The organism is Poseidonocella sp. HB161398 (assembly GCF_005870025.1).
Classification (GTDB): domain Bacteria; phylum Pseudomonadota; class Alphaproteobacteria; order Rhodobacterales; family Rhodobacteraceae; genus Mangrovicoccus.
This window is the reverse complement of record NZ_VATA01000018.1, coordinates 69,433-84,303: the sequence shown is the minus strand read 5'-3', so window position 1 is coordinate 84,303 and position 14,871 is coordinate 69,433. Positions and strand designations below refer to the sequence as shown.

The 14,871-nt window shown below is 69.2% G+C and carries 15 protein-coding genes; 2 read left to right on the top strand and 13 right to left on the bottom strand.

Annotated elements, in window-relative coordinates; all coding sequences use genetic code 11:
* Positions 1 to 133: 133 nt before the first annotated feature.
* Together mgrA and moaA are read left to right on the top strand one after the other, a co-directional pair.
* Positions 134 to 1,162 carry an L-glyceraldehyde 3-phosphate reductase gene (gene mgrA, locus FGX59_RS15715; RefSeq protein ID WP_138467947.1) on the top strand — a complete coding sequence of 343 codons (1,029 nt, stop codon included), beginning with the start codon at positions 134 to 136 and terminating at the stop codon, positions 1,160 to 1,162.
* A 92-nt stretch (positions 1,163 to 1,254) separates the two neighbouring features.
* Positions 1,255 to 2,256 (top strand): GTP 3',8-cyclase MoaA, encoded by a 1,002-nt coding sequence (gene moaA, locus FGX59_RS15710; RefSeq protein ID WP_138467944.1) that lies wholly within the window; start codon positions 1,255 to 1,257, stop codon positions 2,254 to 2,256.
* Positions 2,257 to 2,367: 111 nt separating this feature from the next.
* Here moaA and FGX59_RS15705 read toward each other — a convergent pair whose 3' ends face one another.
* From FGX59_RS15705 to FGX59_RS15645, 13 genes are all read right to left on the bottom strand, one after another.
* A complete protein-coding gene (locus FGX59_RS15705; protein ID WP_138467943.1) occupies positions 2,368 to 2,814 on the bottom strand; it encodes a hypothetical protein in 447 nt (148 codons plus the stop codon).
* 81 nt (positions 2,815 to 2,895) lie between these two features.
* Entirely contained in the window at positions 2,896 to 4,059 is a 1,164-nt protein-coding gene (locus FGX59_RS15700; RefSeq protein WP_138467941.1) for a M20 aminoacylase family protein, read from the bottom strand.
* A 77-nt stretch (positions 4,060 to 4,136) separates the two neighbouring features.
* Positions 4,137 to 4,694, bottom strand: a complete 558-nt coding sequence (locus FGX59_RS15695; protein ID WP_138467939.1) for a hypothetical protein — start codon at positions 4,692 to 4,694, stop codon at positions 4,137 to 4,139.
* Positions 4,695 to 4,909: 215 nt separating this feature from the next.
* Positions 4,910 to 6,193, bottom strand: coding sequence for a DUF3422 family protein (locus FGX59_RS15690; protein WP_138467937.1), 1,284 nt, complete (start codon positions 6,191 to 6,193; stop codon positions 4,910 to 4,912).
* 171 nt (positions 6,194 to 6,364) lie between these two features.
* On the bottom strand, positions 6,365 to 7,327 hold the full coding sequence (locus tag FGX59_RS15685; protein ID WP_138467935.1) for a D-glycerate dehydrogenase: 963 nt from the start codon (positions 7,325 to 7,327) through the stop codon (positions 6,365 to 6,367).
* Positions 7,327 to 7,662, bottom strand: a complete 336-nt coding sequence (locus FGX59_RS15680; protein WP_138467933.1) for a tRNA-binding protein — start codon at positions 7,660 to 7,662, stop codon at positions 7,327 to 7,329. Before FGX59_RS15680 ends, FGX59_RS15685 begins: the two co-directional genes overlap by 1 nt.
* A gap of 4 nt (positions 7,663 to 7,666) precedes the next feature.
* Positions 7,667 to 8,482 carry a pyrroline-5-carboxylate reductase gene (proC, locus tag FGX59_RS15675; protein ID WP_138467931.1) on the bottom strand — a complete coding sequence of 272 codons (816 nt, stop codon included), beginning with the start codon at positions 8,480 to 8,482 and terminating at the stop codon, positions 7,667 to 7,669.
* A gap of 30 nt (positions 8,483 to 8,512) precedes the next feature.
* The gene (locus FGX59_RS15670) at positions 8,513 to 9,016 is read right to left on the bottom strand and encodes a YbjN domain-containing protein (RefSeq protein WP_138467929.1); all 504 of its coding nucleotides are present in this window, start codon (positions 9,014 to 9,016) and stop codon (positions 8,513 to 8,515) included.
* A gap of 201 nt (positions 9,017 to 9,217) precedes the next feature.
* On the bottom strand, positions 9,218 to 10,201 hold the full coding sequence (locus FGX59_RS15665) for a carboxylesterase (RefSeq protein ID WP_138467927.1): 984 nt from the start codon (positions 10,199 to 10,201) through the stop codon (positions 9,218 to 9,220).
* Positions 10,198 to 10,941: a carboxylesterase gene (locus tag FGX59_RS15660; RefSeq protein WP_138468039.1), complete on the bottom strand. Its 744-nt coding sequence runs from the start codon at positions 10,939 to 10,941 to the stop codon at positions 10,198 to 10,200. Before FGX59_RS15660 ends, FGX59_RS15665 begins: the two co-directional genes overlap by 4 nt.
* A 187-nt stretch (positions 10,942 to 11,128) precedes the next feature.
* Positions 11,129 to 11,920, bottom strand: coding sequence for a xanthine dehydrogenase family protein subunit M (locus tag FGX59_RS15655; RefSeq protein WP_138467926.1), 792 nt, complete (start codon positions 11,918 to 11,920; stop codon positions 11,129 to 11,131).
* Between the two features lie 11 nt (positions 11,921 to 11,931).
* Complete coding sequence (locus tag FGX59_RS15650) at positions 11,932 to 14,295, bottom strand: xanthine dehydrogenase family protein molybdopterin-binding subunit (RefSeq protein WP_138467924.1); 2,364 nt, start codon at positions 14,293 to 14,295, stop codon at positions 11,932 to 11,934.
* 3 nt (positions 14,296 to 14,298) lie between these two features.
* On the bottom strand, positions 14,299 to 14,769 hold the full coding sequence (locus FGX59_RS15645; protein ID WP_138467922.1) for a (2Fe-2S)-binding protein: 471 nt from the start codon (positions 14,767 to 14,769) through the stop codon (positions 14,299 to 14,301).
* Positions 14,770 to 14,871: the final 102 nt, after the last annotated feature.

The window sequence follows — 14,871 nt, the reverse complement described above, 5'->3', positions numbered from 1 at the left end:
ACCGTTCCTGCCTAGCCCGGCCATGGCTAAGGAAAGATGGACGCCGCCCCCCGGCCGCGCGGAAAAACTTCGCCCGCGTTTGCCGCTTGGTGAGGACTCCGCCCTAGAGAATCGGCAAAGGGAGGAGTCCGCGATGCGCTATGTTCCGGCCGCGAACCGCTATGACAGGATGGAATACCGCCGATGCGGCAATTCGGGGCTGATGCTGCCGCGGATCAGCCTGGGGCTCTGGCACAGCTTCGGAGACGACCGCTCGCTCGAGAGCAAGGCGCAGATCTGCCGCGCGGCCTTCGATCACGGCATCACGCATTTCGACCTGGCCAACAACTACGGCCCGCCGCCCGGCGCCTCGGAGGCCGCCTTCGGCGAGATCCTGCGCCGCGACTTCGCCGGGCTGCGCGACGAGCTCGTGATCGGCTCGAAGGCGGGCTACGACATGTGGCCCGGCCCCTATGGCGAATGGGGCAGCCGGAAATACATGATCGCCTCCTGCGACCAGTCGCTGAAGCGGCTGGGGCTCGACTATGTCGACATCTTCTACAGCCACCGCTTCGACCCCGGAACGCCGCTGGAAGAGACGATGGGCGCGCTCGACCATATCGTCCGCTCCGGCCGCGCGCTCTATGCCGGGATCTCCTCCTACAATTCGCGCCGCACCCGCCAGGCGGCCGCGATCCTGAAGGAGCTCGGAACGCCCCTGGTGATCCATCAGCCGGCCTACAACATCCTCAACCGCTGGGTGGAGCGTGACGGGCTGATCGACACGCTCGAGGCGCTCGGCACTGGCGCCATCGCATTTTCGCCGCTCGCCCAGGGGATGCTGACGCTAAAATACCTCAAAGGCATCCCGCCGGGCAGCCGCGCCGCGGAGGACGGGTTCCTCGCCCGCGAGAAGATCACCCCGGATCTCGGCGAGCGCGTCGCCGGGCTGAACGAGATCGCCAAGGCCCGCGGGCAGAGCCTGGCGCAGATGGCCATCGCCTGGGTGCTGCGCGGCGGGGTCGCCTCGGCGCTGATCGGCGCCTCGCGGCCCGATCAGGTGGTCGACAGCTGCGGCGCGCTCGACAACACCGCCTTCACCGCCGAGGAGCTGGCGGCGATCGACGCGCTGAAGCCCCTGCATGACGAGACGCTCTGGGCGTCGTCCTCGGAGGGCGTCTGATCGCGCAATTGCGACCAAAGCCTGCGCGGCAGCGCCTGTCCGGGGCGCGCCTTTCCCTTGTTCCAACGCGGCGAAAGCCCTAAGTCTCGTGCATGACCCCGCTCATAGATCCCTTCGCCCGTCCCGTCAGCTACCTGCGCGTCTCCGTCACGGACCGCTGCGACTTCCGCTGCGTCTACTGCATGGCGGAGAACATGACCTTCCTTCCCAAGAAGGAGCTGCTGACGCTCGAGGAGCTCGACCGGCTCTGCTCGGCCTTCGTGCGCATGGGCGTGGAAAAGCTGCGCATCACCGGCGGCGAGCCGCTGGTGCGGCGGGGCATCATGACCTTCTTCGGCGCCATGGCGCGCCATCTGGACAGCGGCGCCCTGAAGGAGCTGACGCTGACCACCAACGGCTCTCAGCTCGGGCGCTTCGCCGCCGATCTGGCCGCCACGGGGGTGCGGCGGATCAATGTCTCGCTCGACACGCTCGACGAGCGGAAATTCGCGGAGGTCACCCGCTGGGGCCGCCTGCCCCAGGTGCTGAAGGGGATCGACGCCGCCCAGGCGGCCGGGCTGCGCGTCAAGATCAACGCCGTGGCGCTCAAGGGCTTCAACGAGGACGAGCTCTTCCGCCTGACCGAATGGTGCGCGGAGCGCGACATGGACCTGACCTGGATCGAGGTCATGCCGATGGGCGATCTGGGCAACGAGGACCGGCTGGACCAGTACTGGGCGCTCAGCGACCTGCGCGCGCGGCTGGCCGAGCGCTACACCGTCACCGACATCCCCGAGCGCACCGGCGGCCCGGCGCGCTATGTGCGGCTTGAAGAGACCGGGCAGAAGATCGGGTTCATCACGCCACTGAGCCATAATTTCTGCGAAAGCTGCAACCGCGTGCGGCTGACCTGCACGGGCGAGCTGTTCATGTGCCTCGGCCAGGAGGACAATGCCGACCTGCGCCGCCCGCTGCGCGCCAGCGAAAGCGACGCCGGGCTGGAGGACGCGATCCGCGAGGCGATCTCGCGCAAGCCCAAGGGCCATGATTTCGACTATTCGCGCCAGCGCGCCGACGGCCAGATGTCGCGCCACATGAGCCATACCGGCGGCTAGGCGGCCCGGACCCCGCGCGCCCGTCCTGCGCGTGATGCGCCGTGGTCAAGGCGGATAGCGGCGCCTTCCCGCGCGCCATGGCCGGAAGGCCCGGTCCCGGGACGAGCGCCGTCAGCCGCTATAGCGGTTCCTGCCTTCGAAGAGGATCTCGATATCGGCATCCGGCGGCGGCACTTCGGTCCCGGTCGCCCGGCAGTTCGCCGCCGCCCCGGGCAGGGCCCCCGCCGAGGAGACGCGGGTGAAATACGAGATGTCCATCAGCACCGTCCTGCCCTCTACCGCGACGCCGATCGCCTGCAGGACGCTGCGGGTGTGCTCCCTCGCATCGCTGCCGCGCACCGCATAGGCGCCGCAGATCTCCAGCGCGCTGCCCGGTCCCTCGAAGAAGCCCAGGCGGATGTCGATGCCCGAAGCCGTCCGCCCCCAGTCGAGGCCGAGATCGTGGAAGCTGGCATCGACCGGCACCTGCCGGGTGATGTCCGGCGGCGGGCTGCCGGTGCAGCCGGACAGGACGGCAAGCGCCGCGAGACCCGCGACGGATGGCAGATGTTGCAACATGGCTCCCCCCTTGTGCTCATGCCCCCCGAGGGGACCAGCCCGGCGGAGGGAGGACAAGGCGGGGCGGCCCGTCTGCGGCACTTAGCCCGGGCTGCGGCCGAGCCGGGCCTCGACGATCCCGGCCCACCAGGAGCAGCCCGCGGGGATGGCCTCGTCGTTGAAATCGTATTCCGGGTGATGCACCGGCGCGCTGTCGCCATTGCCCACCAGGATATAGGCGCCCGGGCGCTCCTGCAGCAGATAGGCGAAATCCTCGCCGCCCATGATCAGCGGCGCCTCGGCGCAGTCGCCCGCCACCTTGCGCGCGACCTCGGCGGCGAAATCGGTCTCTTCGGCGGTGTTGACCATCACCGGGTAGTTGCGCTCGTACTCGATCCCGGCCGTGCCGCCGAAGGTCGCGGCGATGCCCGCGGCGATCTCGCGGATCCGCTCTTCGGCCAGATCGCGGGGCGCGTCCTTCAGCGTGCGTACCGTGCCCTTCAGCGTCACCGAGGGCGGGATCACGTTATAGGCGGTGCTCGCCGTCTCGAAGCTGGTGACCGAGACCACCATCTGCTCCACCGGGTCGCAGTTGCGGCTGACCACGGTCTGCAGCGCCAGGACCAGCTGCGCGCCCATCACCGTCGGGTCGCAGGTCTCGTGCGGCTTGGCGGCATGCCCGCCCTTGCCGGCCAGCGTGATGCGGAACTGGTCGGTGGCGGCGAAGAACGGGCCCGGGCGGATCGCGAACTGTCCCAGCGGGATGCCCGGCCAGTTGTGCATGCCGTAGACCTCCTCGATGGCGAAGCGTTCCATCATGCCGTCGGCGACCATCTCGCGGCCGCCGCCGCCGCCCTCTTCGGCGGGCTGGAAGATCAGCGCCACGGTGCCGTCGAAATTGCGGGTCTCGGCCAGGTATTTCGCTGCGCCGAGCAGCATGGCGGTATGGCCGTCATGGCCGCAGGCATGCATCGCGCCGGCGGTCTTCGAGGCATGATCGAGCCCGGTCGCCTCGAGGATCGGCAGCGCGTCCATGTCGGCGCGCAGCCCGATCACCGGCCCCGCCCCCTGGCCGCGGATCAGCCCCACGACCCCGGTGCGGCCAATGCCCTCGACAACCTCGTCGCAGCCGAACGCCCGCAGCTTCTCCGCGACGATGCCCGCAGTGCGGTGCGTCTCGAAGAGGATTTCGGGATGTTCATGCAGATCGCGGCGCCAGGCGGTGATTTCGGGCAGCAGCTCTGCGAAACGGTTCTTGATCGGCATGGGTACTCCGGGACCAGGTTTCCGCCATCATAGGCGGAAACCCCGGAGAATCCATGCCTGCGCAGGGCCCAGCGGGCTCAGCTCCGCCTTCGCCGGCAGGCGATGGCGCCCAGGACGGCAAGACCGCCCAGCAGCAGCGGCGCGGCTGTCGGCAGGGGCACCACGCTGACAGGGATCCCGGCCCCCTCCAGGCCCGAGATCTCGTAGAAAAGCGGGTAGCCCGGCAGGCCGTTGGTGTCGTGCAGCATCAGGTAGACCGATCCGCCCGGCGCGACCTCCGTGGTCACGTCCACGCGGACCGGGACCTCGTCGCCATGGAGGATGTCGATCTGGCCGACCGTTTCCCTTCCGTCATAGTCATAGGCGAATTGGCTGTCCAAGTATTTCACATAGGCGCCGCCGTTATAGGCATGGTCGGTCTGCTGCAGCGCGCCGTCGACCGGACGGATGTCGATATGGAATGTCTGCAGCCCCGGGGCCAGCCCGGTGAGGACGAGGTAGTCGTAGCCGCCGGCATCCTCCGCCGTCCAGAATCCGGTGATCGATGAGATCCCGGCGACGCCGATCGCCGTCGGCGCGGAGAAGCTGTCCGAGAAGCCCCCGTCGAAATCCAGTTCGCTGAGCGTAGCGGCCATGGCCTGCCCGGCAGACGCCAGGGCGCCGATCGCGCACACAAACCAGATTCGGAGACACAACATGACACACCCGCCGGAACAGCCTGCCCGCCGGACCCAAAGGCCCCGGGGCTGGAATACGGAGACGGGATTACAGGCCTCGCCCCCGGCGGGCGAGTTGTTTGCGCGACAGTGGTTAATGCGCGATCCGCCGTCCGGGGCGGACCGCGGAGGCCTCAGTGCATCTTGCGCTTGATATGGCGGACCATCAGCCAGACGCAGGCCACGACCGCCGGGGTCAGCAGCGTGGCGAGCCAGGCCTTGCTGAGCAGCTTCGCCTCCGCCACCGGCCCAAGCAGGTAGAGCCCGAGACTGACCGCGTAGTAGCTGATCGCGACGACCGAGAGCCCCTCGACCGTCTCCTGCAGCCGCAGCTGGATGTCGGCGCGGCGGTCCATGCTCTCCAGCAGCTTCTGGTTCTGCGCCGAGCGCTCGACATCGACCCGGGTCCGCAGCAGGTTCGAGGCCCGCCCGCCCCGCTCGGTCATCTGCTGCAGCCGCCGCTCGGCGCTTTCGACGGTGCGCATCGCCGGATCCCAGCGGCGGGTCATGAACTCGCCCATCAGCTGGCGGCCCATGAAGCGCTCCTCGCGCAGAACGGCGATGCGCTGGCGGACGATCTGGGCATAGGCGCCGGTCGCGCCGAAGCGGAAGGAGGTCTTGGTCGAGAGCGCCTCGAGCGCCGCTGAGACTGACAGCAGCCGCCCCAGCGTCTCTTCGGCCGAGGCCGCGTCATCGGCCATGGTCGCGGTCAGCCGGGTCATGTCGGTCTCGATCTTGTTCAGCTCGTGGCCGAGATCGCGCGCCGTCATCAGCCCCATCAGGGACATCTTGGCATAGGTCTCGATCTCGGCCATGCGCTGGACCACGCGGCCGGTGCGCCGCGGGCCGCAGCTGGGCGCGATGAAGATGGCGATGCGGGTATGGTCGCTGTCATCGAGACGGAAATCGCTGGCCACCACCGCGTCGCCGTCGAGCACCGAGGAGACCGCCAGGCTCTCGCCCAGGAACCAGCGGTCGAGCTTGTCCGAAATCTCGGTCCGCGGCTCGGGCATCTCCTCGACGCGGATCAGCGCCGAGGTGACGCGCAGCCCCGGCATGTCCTCCAGCCAGTCGGCGGGGAAGACGCCGAGCATCCCCTCGGCGAAGGGCCGTTCCGAGACGCCCTCGGCGATCAGCATGTAGGTGACGAATTCGGTGTGGCTCTCCCATTTCAGCCAGTAGCGGCCGAGCTGGCCGAAGAAATGGGTGCCGTCGGCGGCGGGCTTGTTCTGCACCGAGAACCGCGCCAGCAGCCGGTCGAGATGGGCCCGGTCGCGGCCGCGGTCGCGCGCCGCCCCGTCGGGATGGCGCACGGCCAGCAGAACCGCGCTGGCAGGCGCGGCGATGATCGGAAAGGGACGGGCATGCAGCTCGTTGGAGAGCGGCACGCGCAGGGGATCGTCGGCAAGCTTGGTCATCGGGTCCTTCCAACCGGCAGTTGCAGGCGATCCTAGCGATTGCGCCGGGCCGGGAAAGACAGACTGAGGTCGACGCGCTGTTATCACGCATCGACAGGGGCGAGTGCGGCCCGTATGCGGGTGTACACGGGACCGCAGCGCCGCGTCAGGCGGCGACACCGCAGCGCCGCGTCAGGCGGCGACCAGGTTCGGCGGCGTCCCGCCCTTCAGCACCGCCTCCAGGTTGTCGACGGCCATGTGCCCCATGTCTTCGCGCACTTCCAGCGTCGCCGTGCCCAGATGCGGCAGCAGCGTGACATTCGGCAGCCGCCGCAGCGCCTCGGGCACCTCCGGCTCGTTCTCGTAGACATCGAGCCCCGCCCCGCCGATCGTCCCGGCCTCGAGCGCGGCGACCAGGGCCGCCTCGTCGACGATGTCGCCGCGGGCGATATTGACCAGATGGGCATGGGGCTGCATGGCCCCGAGCGCGGCCGCGTCGATCAGGTGGCGCGTCGCCGGTCCGCCCGGCACGCAGACGATCGCCACGTCGCAGGCGGCCATCACCTCGGCCAGAGAGCCGAGCTGCGTCGCCTCGACGCCCGGATCGGCCACCGGCGAGCGGTTGAAGAAGACCACCTTCATGCCGAAGCCGAGCGCCGCGCGCCGCGCCACCGCCTTGCCGATCCGGCCCATGCCGATCACGCCCAGCGTCTTGCCGGTCATGTGCAGCCCCAGCATCTGCACCGGGTGCCAGCCCTCCCAGCCGCCCGCGCGCACCAGGCGTTCGCCCTCGGCGGCGCGGCGGCAGCTCATCAGCATCAGCATCAGGCCGATATCGGCAGTGGCATCCGTGACCGCGCCGGGGGTGTTCGTCACCATGATCCCGGCCGCAGCCGCCGCGGCGACGTCGATATGGTTGAAGCCCATGCCGAAATTCGCCAGCAGCTTCGCCCGCGGCGCCGCCACGTCGGCGAAGACCCCGGCCGAGTACATGTCGCGCAGCGTCGGCAGCACCAGGTCGAAATCGCGCAGGGACATGCGCAGCTCGTCGCCGTCGAGCGGCGCGGTCGAGGGCCGGAAGGTGCAGTCCCCCAGCCCCTTCAGCCGCGCCTCGACCGCCTCCGGAAGCGGCCGCGTCACGTAGATCTTCGCCATCAGAACAGTCTCCCTCCCAGCGGCACCTCCTTGTCGGGCACCGTCAGCACAACGTCGCCGTTATCGTCCGGCACGCCCAGCACCAGCACCTCGGATTTCACCTTGCCGATCTGGCGGGGCGGGAAATTGACCACGCCCATCACCCGCTTCCCGACCAGCTCCTCGAGCGTGTAATGCACGGTGATCTGGGCCGAGCTGCGCTTCTCGCCGATCTCGGGGCCGAAATCGACCCAGAGCTTGTAGGCGGGCTTGCGCGCCTCGGGGAAGGGCTCTGCACGGGCGATGACGCCCACGCGGATGTCGATCTTCATGAAGTCGTCGAAAGTCGCGTCCATCGTCTCAGCCTGCCAGTTCGCGCGAGCGGTCCGCAGCGGCCTTCACCGCCTTGCCCAGAAGGGCCGGGAAACCGCCGGTTTCATCCATCAGCACCTCGAGCGCCGCGGCGGTCGTGCCGTTCGGCGAGGTGACATTGATCCTCAGCTGCGCCGGGTCTTCCGCCGCGGTCTCTGCCAGGTGCCCTGCCCCGCCGACCGTCGCCTTGGCCAGCTGCATCGCGAGCGCGGGCGACAGGCCCTCGGCCTCGCCGGCCCTGGCCAGCGTCTCGATCAGGTGGAACACATAGGCCGGGCCCGAGCCCGAGACGGCGGTGACCGCATCCATCTGGGATTCGTCCTCGAGCCGCACGGTCTGGCCGATCGCGGAGAGCAGCGCCTCGGCCTCGTCAAGCTGCGCGGCGGTCGCCACGGCATTGCCGATCAGCGCGGTGATGCCGCGGCCGACGGCAGCGGGCGTGTTCGGCATCGCCCGGATGACCGGGGTGCCCGCACCGAGCAGGGATTCGAATTTCGCGATGGTCGCACCGGCCGCGATCGACAGGAACACCGTGTCCCCGCCGCCGAGCGCGGTGATCTGCGGCATCGCCTCGCCGATCATCTGCGGCTTCACGGCGACCAGCACCAGCGCCGGGCGTTCCGGCAGGTCCGCGTTCAGGTGCAGACCCTCGATGCCCTTCAGCCAGTCCGAAGGGCGGGGATCCACCACCCAGACGGAGCTTGCGGGCAGCCCTCCATCGAGCCATCCCGCAAGCATCGCGGATCCCATCTTGCCGCAGCCGAGCAGGACAATGCCCCGCTGCCGCACATTTTCCATAGACATGCGTGTCTCCCTGCCTGTGCAGGGGGGACCCTAGGCGCGTCCGTAGGCCTCGGCAATGGCGACATGCATCGCCTCTTTCACCGGCGTGTCGCCCCAGACGGCGAGCTGGAAGGCCGGGTAGAACCGCTCGCAGGCGCAGACCGCCGCGTCGATCATCGTGCCGATCTGGTCCGGCGAGGCGATCTGCTCGCCCGCCAGGATCAGCCCGTAGCGGTAGACGAGAAGGTTCTGCTCCTCCCAGTAGGTGAAGTTGCCCGACCAGCATTTGTCATTGGCGGCGTTGAGCGCCTCGAAGAGCGCCGCGCGCTTGTCGTCGGGCAGGTCGAGTTCGAAGGAACAGATGAGCCGCAGCGTCTCGTCCATGCCGCACCAGGCGAGCGTCAGGGCATAGGTGCGCCACTGGCCCTCCACCGCCATGGCGATCTGGTCTTCCGCGATGCGGTCGAATTCCCAGGCGTGATGCTCCGCGAGAGATTCCACGATATCGATCGGATCGATTTCGGACGTGTGCAGATCGTGTTCGCTAAGGGACATGCTCGGCCTCGTAGGTCTGGGCCCCACGGGGCGGGCCCGAGGGCGGGTGCCTGTATACTAGCGGCGGTTCTAGACCGTCTCACTACAACATATGGTGGGTCACGATCCGGATTCTGTAAAGCGATATTTCCATGACGATCATTTGGGGACGGGTCTCAGCGCATTTTTCCGGCGGTGCGGAAACTGCCCGGGAAACGGGCGTCAGAGCCCCTTCGCCCAGGCAATCACGCGCTCGGCCATGGACTCGGACTGGCCAGGGCTTAGAATGTCGCCGGCGATCACATGCGCGGCCGGATCGTCTCCGGGCCCCATGACGAGGGGCACGAGCTCGGCCGCGGCGCCCCAGTCCGCGGCGGCCTGCCGCACCGCGGAGGGGTCCACGACCTGGTCGGCCTCCGAGAAGAAGAAGATCGCGGGAATCACCGCCTCCGCCTTGTCGGCCCCGCCGATCTCGCGCACCAGCGCGCCGAGCGGCAGCACCGAGACGGTCGGATAGGTCAGCGTCCAGGCCTCGGCATGGCGCGGGCTGCGCGGCTGCGAGGTCCGCGTGCCGCCGAAGAGCGGCGGGCCCCAGAGCCGGACGAAGGGCTTGGTGATGACCTTGCCGCCGAGCCCCGGCAGCCGGTAGGCCGGAGAGACCAGCGCCAGCCCCGCCACGTCCCGGCCGTAATCGGGATCGAGCGCGGCCAGCGTCGCCAGCGTGCCGCCCATCGAGCTGCCCATCACGATCACCCGGTCGCCGAGCTCCCGGCCGATGGCGATCGCCTCGGCAAGGTCATGCGCCCAGTCGGCCACTTTCGGCCCGGCCATCGCGGCGCTGTCGCGGCCATGGCCCGAGAGCCGGGTGAAATGCAGGTTGGCGCCGAGCCCCGCGGCGACGAGATCAGGCACCGGGCGCAGCTCGGGCGGGGCGGCGGAGAAGCCGTGGACATAGACCAGCGAAAAGGGCGTGCGCGCCCCCGGCTCGCCGGCCCAGACGATCTGCTTGGCGGCGTCGGGCCTCAGCGCGGGAACGGCCGCCTCGCGCGCGGCGAGCCAGGCGTCGAGCTCCGCGGCCGGGGGGACCTGCGGATCGCTCCAGCCGAGCTCCACCGGTTCGCGCCAGGCCATCCGCAGCGCCTCACGCTGATGGACGGCCAGGACCAGCGCGGCCAGCGCCAGAAGGAGCGCGAGCCGCCGGATCATGCATGCCCCAGGACCTCGCCGATCGCCTGCTCGACGAGGGCGAGGCAGGCCGGAGTGGAGAAGCTGTGATCGGCGCCCTTGACGAGGGTCAGGCGGATGTCGTCGCCCTGGGCATGGGAGAGCAGCATGGTCGCGCGGGAGACCTCGACCTCGCGGTCGGCGGTGCCCTGCAGGAAGCGCACCGGCATCGGCAGGGCGAGCTGCTCGCGCAGCACCAGGTTGCGGCGGCCGTCCTCGATCAGGCCGCGGGTGACCGGATAGGGGCTGCCGTAATCGGAGGGCACATGCAGCACGCCATGGCTCATCAGCTCCTCGCGGGCGGCATTGGAGAAGCTCTCCCAGAAGCCGTCCTCGGTGAAATCGGGCGCCGCGGCGATGGTGACGAGCCCGGCGCAGTCGACGAGCTGGCGGCGCAGCAGCAGCAGCGAGATCCAGCCGCCCATCGAGGAGCCGACCAGGATCTGCGGGCCCTCGGTCACGGCGGCGATGACGGCGGCGGCATCCTCGGCCCATCTGCCGATCGTGCCCTCGGTGAAGGCGCCCTCGGACTGGCCATGGCCGGAATAGTCGAAGCGCAGGAAGGCGCGGCCCTGCGCCTTTGCCCAGGCCTCCAGATGGGTGGCCTTGGTGCCGGACATGTCGGACATGTAGCCGCCGAGGAACACCACGCCGGGGCCCGCGCCCTCGGAGCGGTGATAGGCCAGGCGGCGGCCCTGCGGGCTCTCCAGGTAGCTTGGCATGTCCATGGTCATCTCTCCTGCACCTCTTAGCTTGCCGGACCTTGCATGGCCGAGGGGCGAAGGCCAGTCCGGAGTTCACGAATGCGCGAGACGCGGAGGGCCGGGCGGCAGCGGCGCCACAGATGCCGCAACGGAAGAGGCCCCGGCTCGGAGGCCGGGGCCGGACAGGGCGGTTTGCGGGCGGCGCTCAGCAGGCGGCGACGGCGCGCTTGGCCATCACCTTGACCAGATGCGCGCGGTACTCGGCCGTGGCGTGCATGTCGCTGAGCAGCCCCTCGGCCGAGATCTCCACCGGATCGAGCGCGGCGGGCGAGAAATCGGCGGCAAGCGCCGCTTCGAGCCCCTCGTGCCGGAAGACGCCGTCCTCCCCTGCCCCGGTGACCGCGACGCGGATGCCGTCGGCGGTCTCGGCCACCATCACGCCGACCATGGCATAGCGGCTGGCGGGGTTGGGGAACTTGACATAGGCGGCGCGCTTCGGCCCGACCACGCGGATCTGGGTGACGATCTCGCCCTCCTCGAGCGCGGTGGCGAACATGCCGTCGAAGAACTCCTCCGCGGAGAGCTCGCGGGCATTGGTCACGATCCTCGCATCGAGCCCGACCAGCGCGGCGGGGTAGTCCGCCGAGGGGTCGTTGTTGGAGATCGAGCCGCCGATCGTGCCGCGGTGCCGCACGGCCGGATCGCCGATCCCCGCCGCGACGCCGTTCAGCACCGGCACGACGGCGGCGATATCGGCGGAGCTCGCCACCTCGGCATGGGTGGTCATGGCGCCGATCGTCACCATGGTCCCCCCGTTCGAGATGCCGCAGAGCCCCGAGGCCGAGAGGTCGATCACCGCCTCGGGCGCGGCGAGATGCTGCTTCATGGTCGGCAGGAGCGTCTGCCCCCCGGCCAGCAGCTTGGCATCCTCGTTCTCCGAGAGGAGCTGCAGCGCCTCGGCCAGAGAGGCGGGGCGGTGGTACTTGGTCGGATACATGGCGTCGCTCCCTATTCTGCCGCCATCGGCGCGCGGGTGGCCTGGATCGCCTGCCAGACCTTGAGCGGCGTGGCGGGCATGGACAGGTCGTTGGTGCCGATCGCGTCGGTGATCGCGTTGATGACCGCCGGCGGCGTGCCGATGGCCCCGGCCTCGCCGCAGCCCTTCATGCCCAGCGGATTGCCCGGGCAGACGGTCATGTTGTGCTCGATCGTGTAGAAGGGCACGTCGTCGGCGCGCGGCATGCAGTAGTCCATGTAGGACCCGGTCAGCAGCTGGCCGTCGTCGTCATAGACCACCTGCTCCAGCAGCGCCTGGCCGATCCCCTGCGCCACGCCGCCATGGACCTGGCCCTCGACGATCATCGGGTTGATGATCGTGCCGAAATCGTCCGCGGCGGTGAATTGCACGATCTCGGTGACGCCGGTATCGGGATCGACCTCGACCTCGCAAATATAGGTGCCGGCCGGGAAGGTGAAATTGGCCGGATCGTAGAAGGCGGTCTCCTTCAGCCCCGGCTCCATGCCCTCGGGCAGGTTATGGGCCGTGTAGGCGGCCAGGCCGACCTCGTGCCAGCCAAGCGCCCGGTCGGTGCCCGCGACCTTCACCTGCCCGCCCTCGATGACGATGTCGTCCTCGGCGGCCTCCAGCTGGTGGGCGGCGATCTTCTTCACCTTGGCCTCGACCTTGTCCATCGCCTTGACGATCGCCGACATGCCGACCGCGCCCGAGCGCGAGCCGTAGGTGCCCATGCCGAACTGCACCTTGTCGGTGTCGCCATGGACGATGGAGATGCTGTCGATCGGCAGGTCGAAGCGCTCGGCCACGATCTGGGCGAAGGTGGTCTCGTGGCCCTGGCCATGGCTGTGGGAGCCGGTCAGGATCTCGATCGTGCCGACCGGGTTCACCCGCACCTCGGCGGATTCCCACAGGCCGACGCCTGCGCCGAGCGAGCCCACCGCCTTCGAGGGCGCGATCCCGCAGGCCTCGATATAGGAGGAATAGCCCAGGCCGCGGAGCTTGCCGCGCGCGGCGGCCTCTGCCTTGCGCGCGGCGAAGCCCGCCACGTCGGCCGCCGCCATCGCCTTGTCGAGATTGCCCGAGAAATCGCCGGCGTCATAGCACATGATGACCGGCGTCTGGTGCGGGAAGGACTGGATGAAGTTCTTCCGCCTCAGCTCGGTCTCGTCGACGCCCATCTGCCTTGCGGCCGTGGTCATCATCCGCTCGACCAGATAGGTCGCCTCGGGCCGCCCCGCGCCGCGATAGGCATCGACCGGCACGGTGTTGGTGTAGGCCGCCTTCACGTTGCCGTAGATCGCGGGCATGTTGTACTGCCCCGAGAGCAGCGTCGCGTAGAGGTATGTCGGCGTCGCCGTGGCGAAAAGCGAGCAGTAGGCGCCCAGATTGGCGATCGTGTCGACCTTGAAGCCCAGGATGTGCCCCTCGGCGTCGAAGCCCATCTTCGCCTTCGTCACATGGTCGCGGCCATGCGCGTCGGTCATGAAGGCCTCGTTGCGGTCGGAGGTCCATTTCACCGAGCGCCCGGTCTTCATCGAAGCCCAGAGGCAGACGATCTCCTCGGGGTAGATGTAGATCTTCGAGCCGAAGCCGCCGCCGACATCGGGCGCGATCACCCTCAGCTTGTGCTCGGGCGCGACCTGGTAGAAGGCCGAGAGCACCAGCCGCGCGACATGCGGGTTCTGCGAGGTGGTGTAGAGCGTGTAGTGGTCCTCCGCCTCGTCGAAGATGGCGACCGCGCTGCGCGGCTCCATCGGGTTCGGCGCCAGGCGGTTGTTGACGAGCTCCAGCTCGACCACGGTCGCGGCCGAGGCCAGCGCCGCGTCGGTCGCCGCCTCGTCGCCGATTTCCCAGTCGAAGATCATGTTGTCGGGGGCGCAGTCATGCAGCGTGGGCGCGCCGGGCTGCAGCGCCCTGTCGCCGCGCGCCACCGCGGGCAGCTCGTCATAGGCGACATCGACCATCTCGGCGGCATTGCGCGCCGCCTGGCGGCTTTCGGCGATGACCACCGCGACCGCGTCGCCGACATAGCGCACCGTGTCGGTCGCCAGCGCCGACCAGGCGCCGACCTTCATCGGCGTGCCGTCCTTCGAGGTGATGGCCCAGCCGGTGATGATGTTGCCGATGCCGTCGCCGACAAGCTCGGGCCCGGTCAGGACGGCGATCACGCCCTCCTGCGCCATGGCCTCGGCGCTGTCGACGCCGGTGACCCTGGCATGCGCATGCGGCGAGCGGACGAAGGCCGCATAGGCCTGGTTCTCCATCCGCACGTCATCGGTGTACTTGCCCTTGCCGGTGATGAAGCGCTTGTCCTCGCGGCGCTTGACCGCCTTGCCGATCCCGTTCTCGCTCATCGCTCACATCTCCCCGGCGGCTTGCTGGATGGACTTGACGATATTGTGGTAGCCGGTGCAGCGGCAGATATTGCCCTCCAGCTCCTCGCGGATCGCGTGCTCGGTCAGCTCCTTGCCGGCCGCCTTGTAGCGCGCCACCATGTCGACGCCCGACATGATCATCCCCGGCGTGCAGAAGCCGCATTGCAGCCCGTGATTGTCGTTGAAGGCCTTCTGCATCGGGTGCAGCGACCCGTTGGCCAGCCCCTCGATCGTCGTTACCGTCCCGCCCGATGCCTGGGCGGCCAGCGTGGTGCAGGATTTCACCGCCTTGCCGTCGAGATGGACGACGCAGGCGCCGCACTGGCTGGTGTCGCAGCCGACATGGGTGCCGGTCAGGCGCAGCTCCTCGCGCAGGAACTCCACCAGCAGCATGGTGTCGGGCACGTCGCGGCGCACCGCCTTGCCGTTCACCGTCAAGGTCACTTGGGTCATGGGTCCTCCCTTTCGGCGGGCTCCTCAACCCGCCCTGTCCTGTCTCTGCCGGGCGCCTGCGCCCGCCGCTGCGGACAGTCCGACGGCTCCGGTCCGGAGCAA

Bases quoted from the DNA above. Each gene is read 5' to 3' on its own strand.
- mgrA (WP_138467947.1), top strand. From the start codon at position 134: ATGCGCTATGTTCCGGCCGCGAACCGCTATGACAGGATGGAATACCGC.
- moaA (WP_138467944.1), top strand. From the start codon at position 1,255: ATGACCCCGCTCATAGATCCCTTCGCCCGTCCCGTCAGCTACCTGCGC.
- FGX59_RS15705 (WP_138467943.1), bottom strand. From the start codon at position 2,814: ATGTTGCAACATCTGCCATCCGTCGCGGGTCTCGCGGCGCTTGCCGTC.
- FGX59_RS15700 (WP_138467941.1), bottom strand. From the start codon at position 4,059: ATGCCGATCAAGAACCGTTTCGCAGAGCTGCTGCCCGAAATCACCGCC.
- FGX59_RS15695 (WP_138467939.1), bottom strand. From the start codon at position 4,694: ATGGCCGCTACGCTCAGCGAACTGGATTTCGACGGGGGCTTCTCGGAC.
- FGX59_RS15690 (WP_138467937.1), bottom strand. From the start codon at position 6,193: ATGACCAAGCTTGCCGACGATCCCCTGCGCGTGCCGCTCTCCAACGAG.
- FGX59_RS15685 (WP_138467935.1), bottom strand. From the start codon at position 7,327: ATGGCGAAGATCTACGTGACGCGGCCGCTTCCGGAGGCGGTCGAGGCG.
- FGX59_RS15680 (WP_138467933.1), bottom strand. From the start codon at position 7,662: ATGGACGCGACTTTCGACGACTTCATGAAGATCGACATCCGCGTGGGC.
- proC (WP_138467931.1), bottom strand. From the start codon at position 8,482: ATGTCTATGGAAAATGTGCGGCAGCGGGGCATTGTCCTGCTCGGCTGC.
- FGX59_RS15670 (WP_138467929.1), bottom strand. From the start codon at position 9,016: ATGTCCCTTAGCGAACACGATCTGCACACGTCCGAAATCGATCCGATC.
- FGX59_RS15665 (WP_138467927.1), bottom strand. From the start codon at position 10,201: ATGATCCGGCGGCTCGCGCTCCTTCTGGCGCTGGCCGCGCTGGTCCTG.
- FGX59_RS15660 (WP_138468039.1), bottom strand. From the start codon at position 10,941: ATGCCAAGCTACCTGGAGAGCCCGCAGGGCCGCCGCCTGGCCTATCAC.
- FGX59_RS15655 (WP_138467926.1), bottom strand. From the start codon at position 11,920: ATGTATCCGACCAAGTACCACCGCCCCGCCTCTCTGGCCGAGGCGCTG.
- FGX59_RS15650 (WP_138467924.1), bottom strand. From the start codon at position 14,295: ATGAGCGAGAACGGGATCGGCAAGGCGGTCAAGCGCCGCGAGGACAAG.
- FGX59_RS15645 (WP_138467922.1), bottom strand. From the start codon at position 14,769: ATGACCCAAGTGACCTTGACGGTGAACGGCAAGGCGGTGCGCCGCGAC.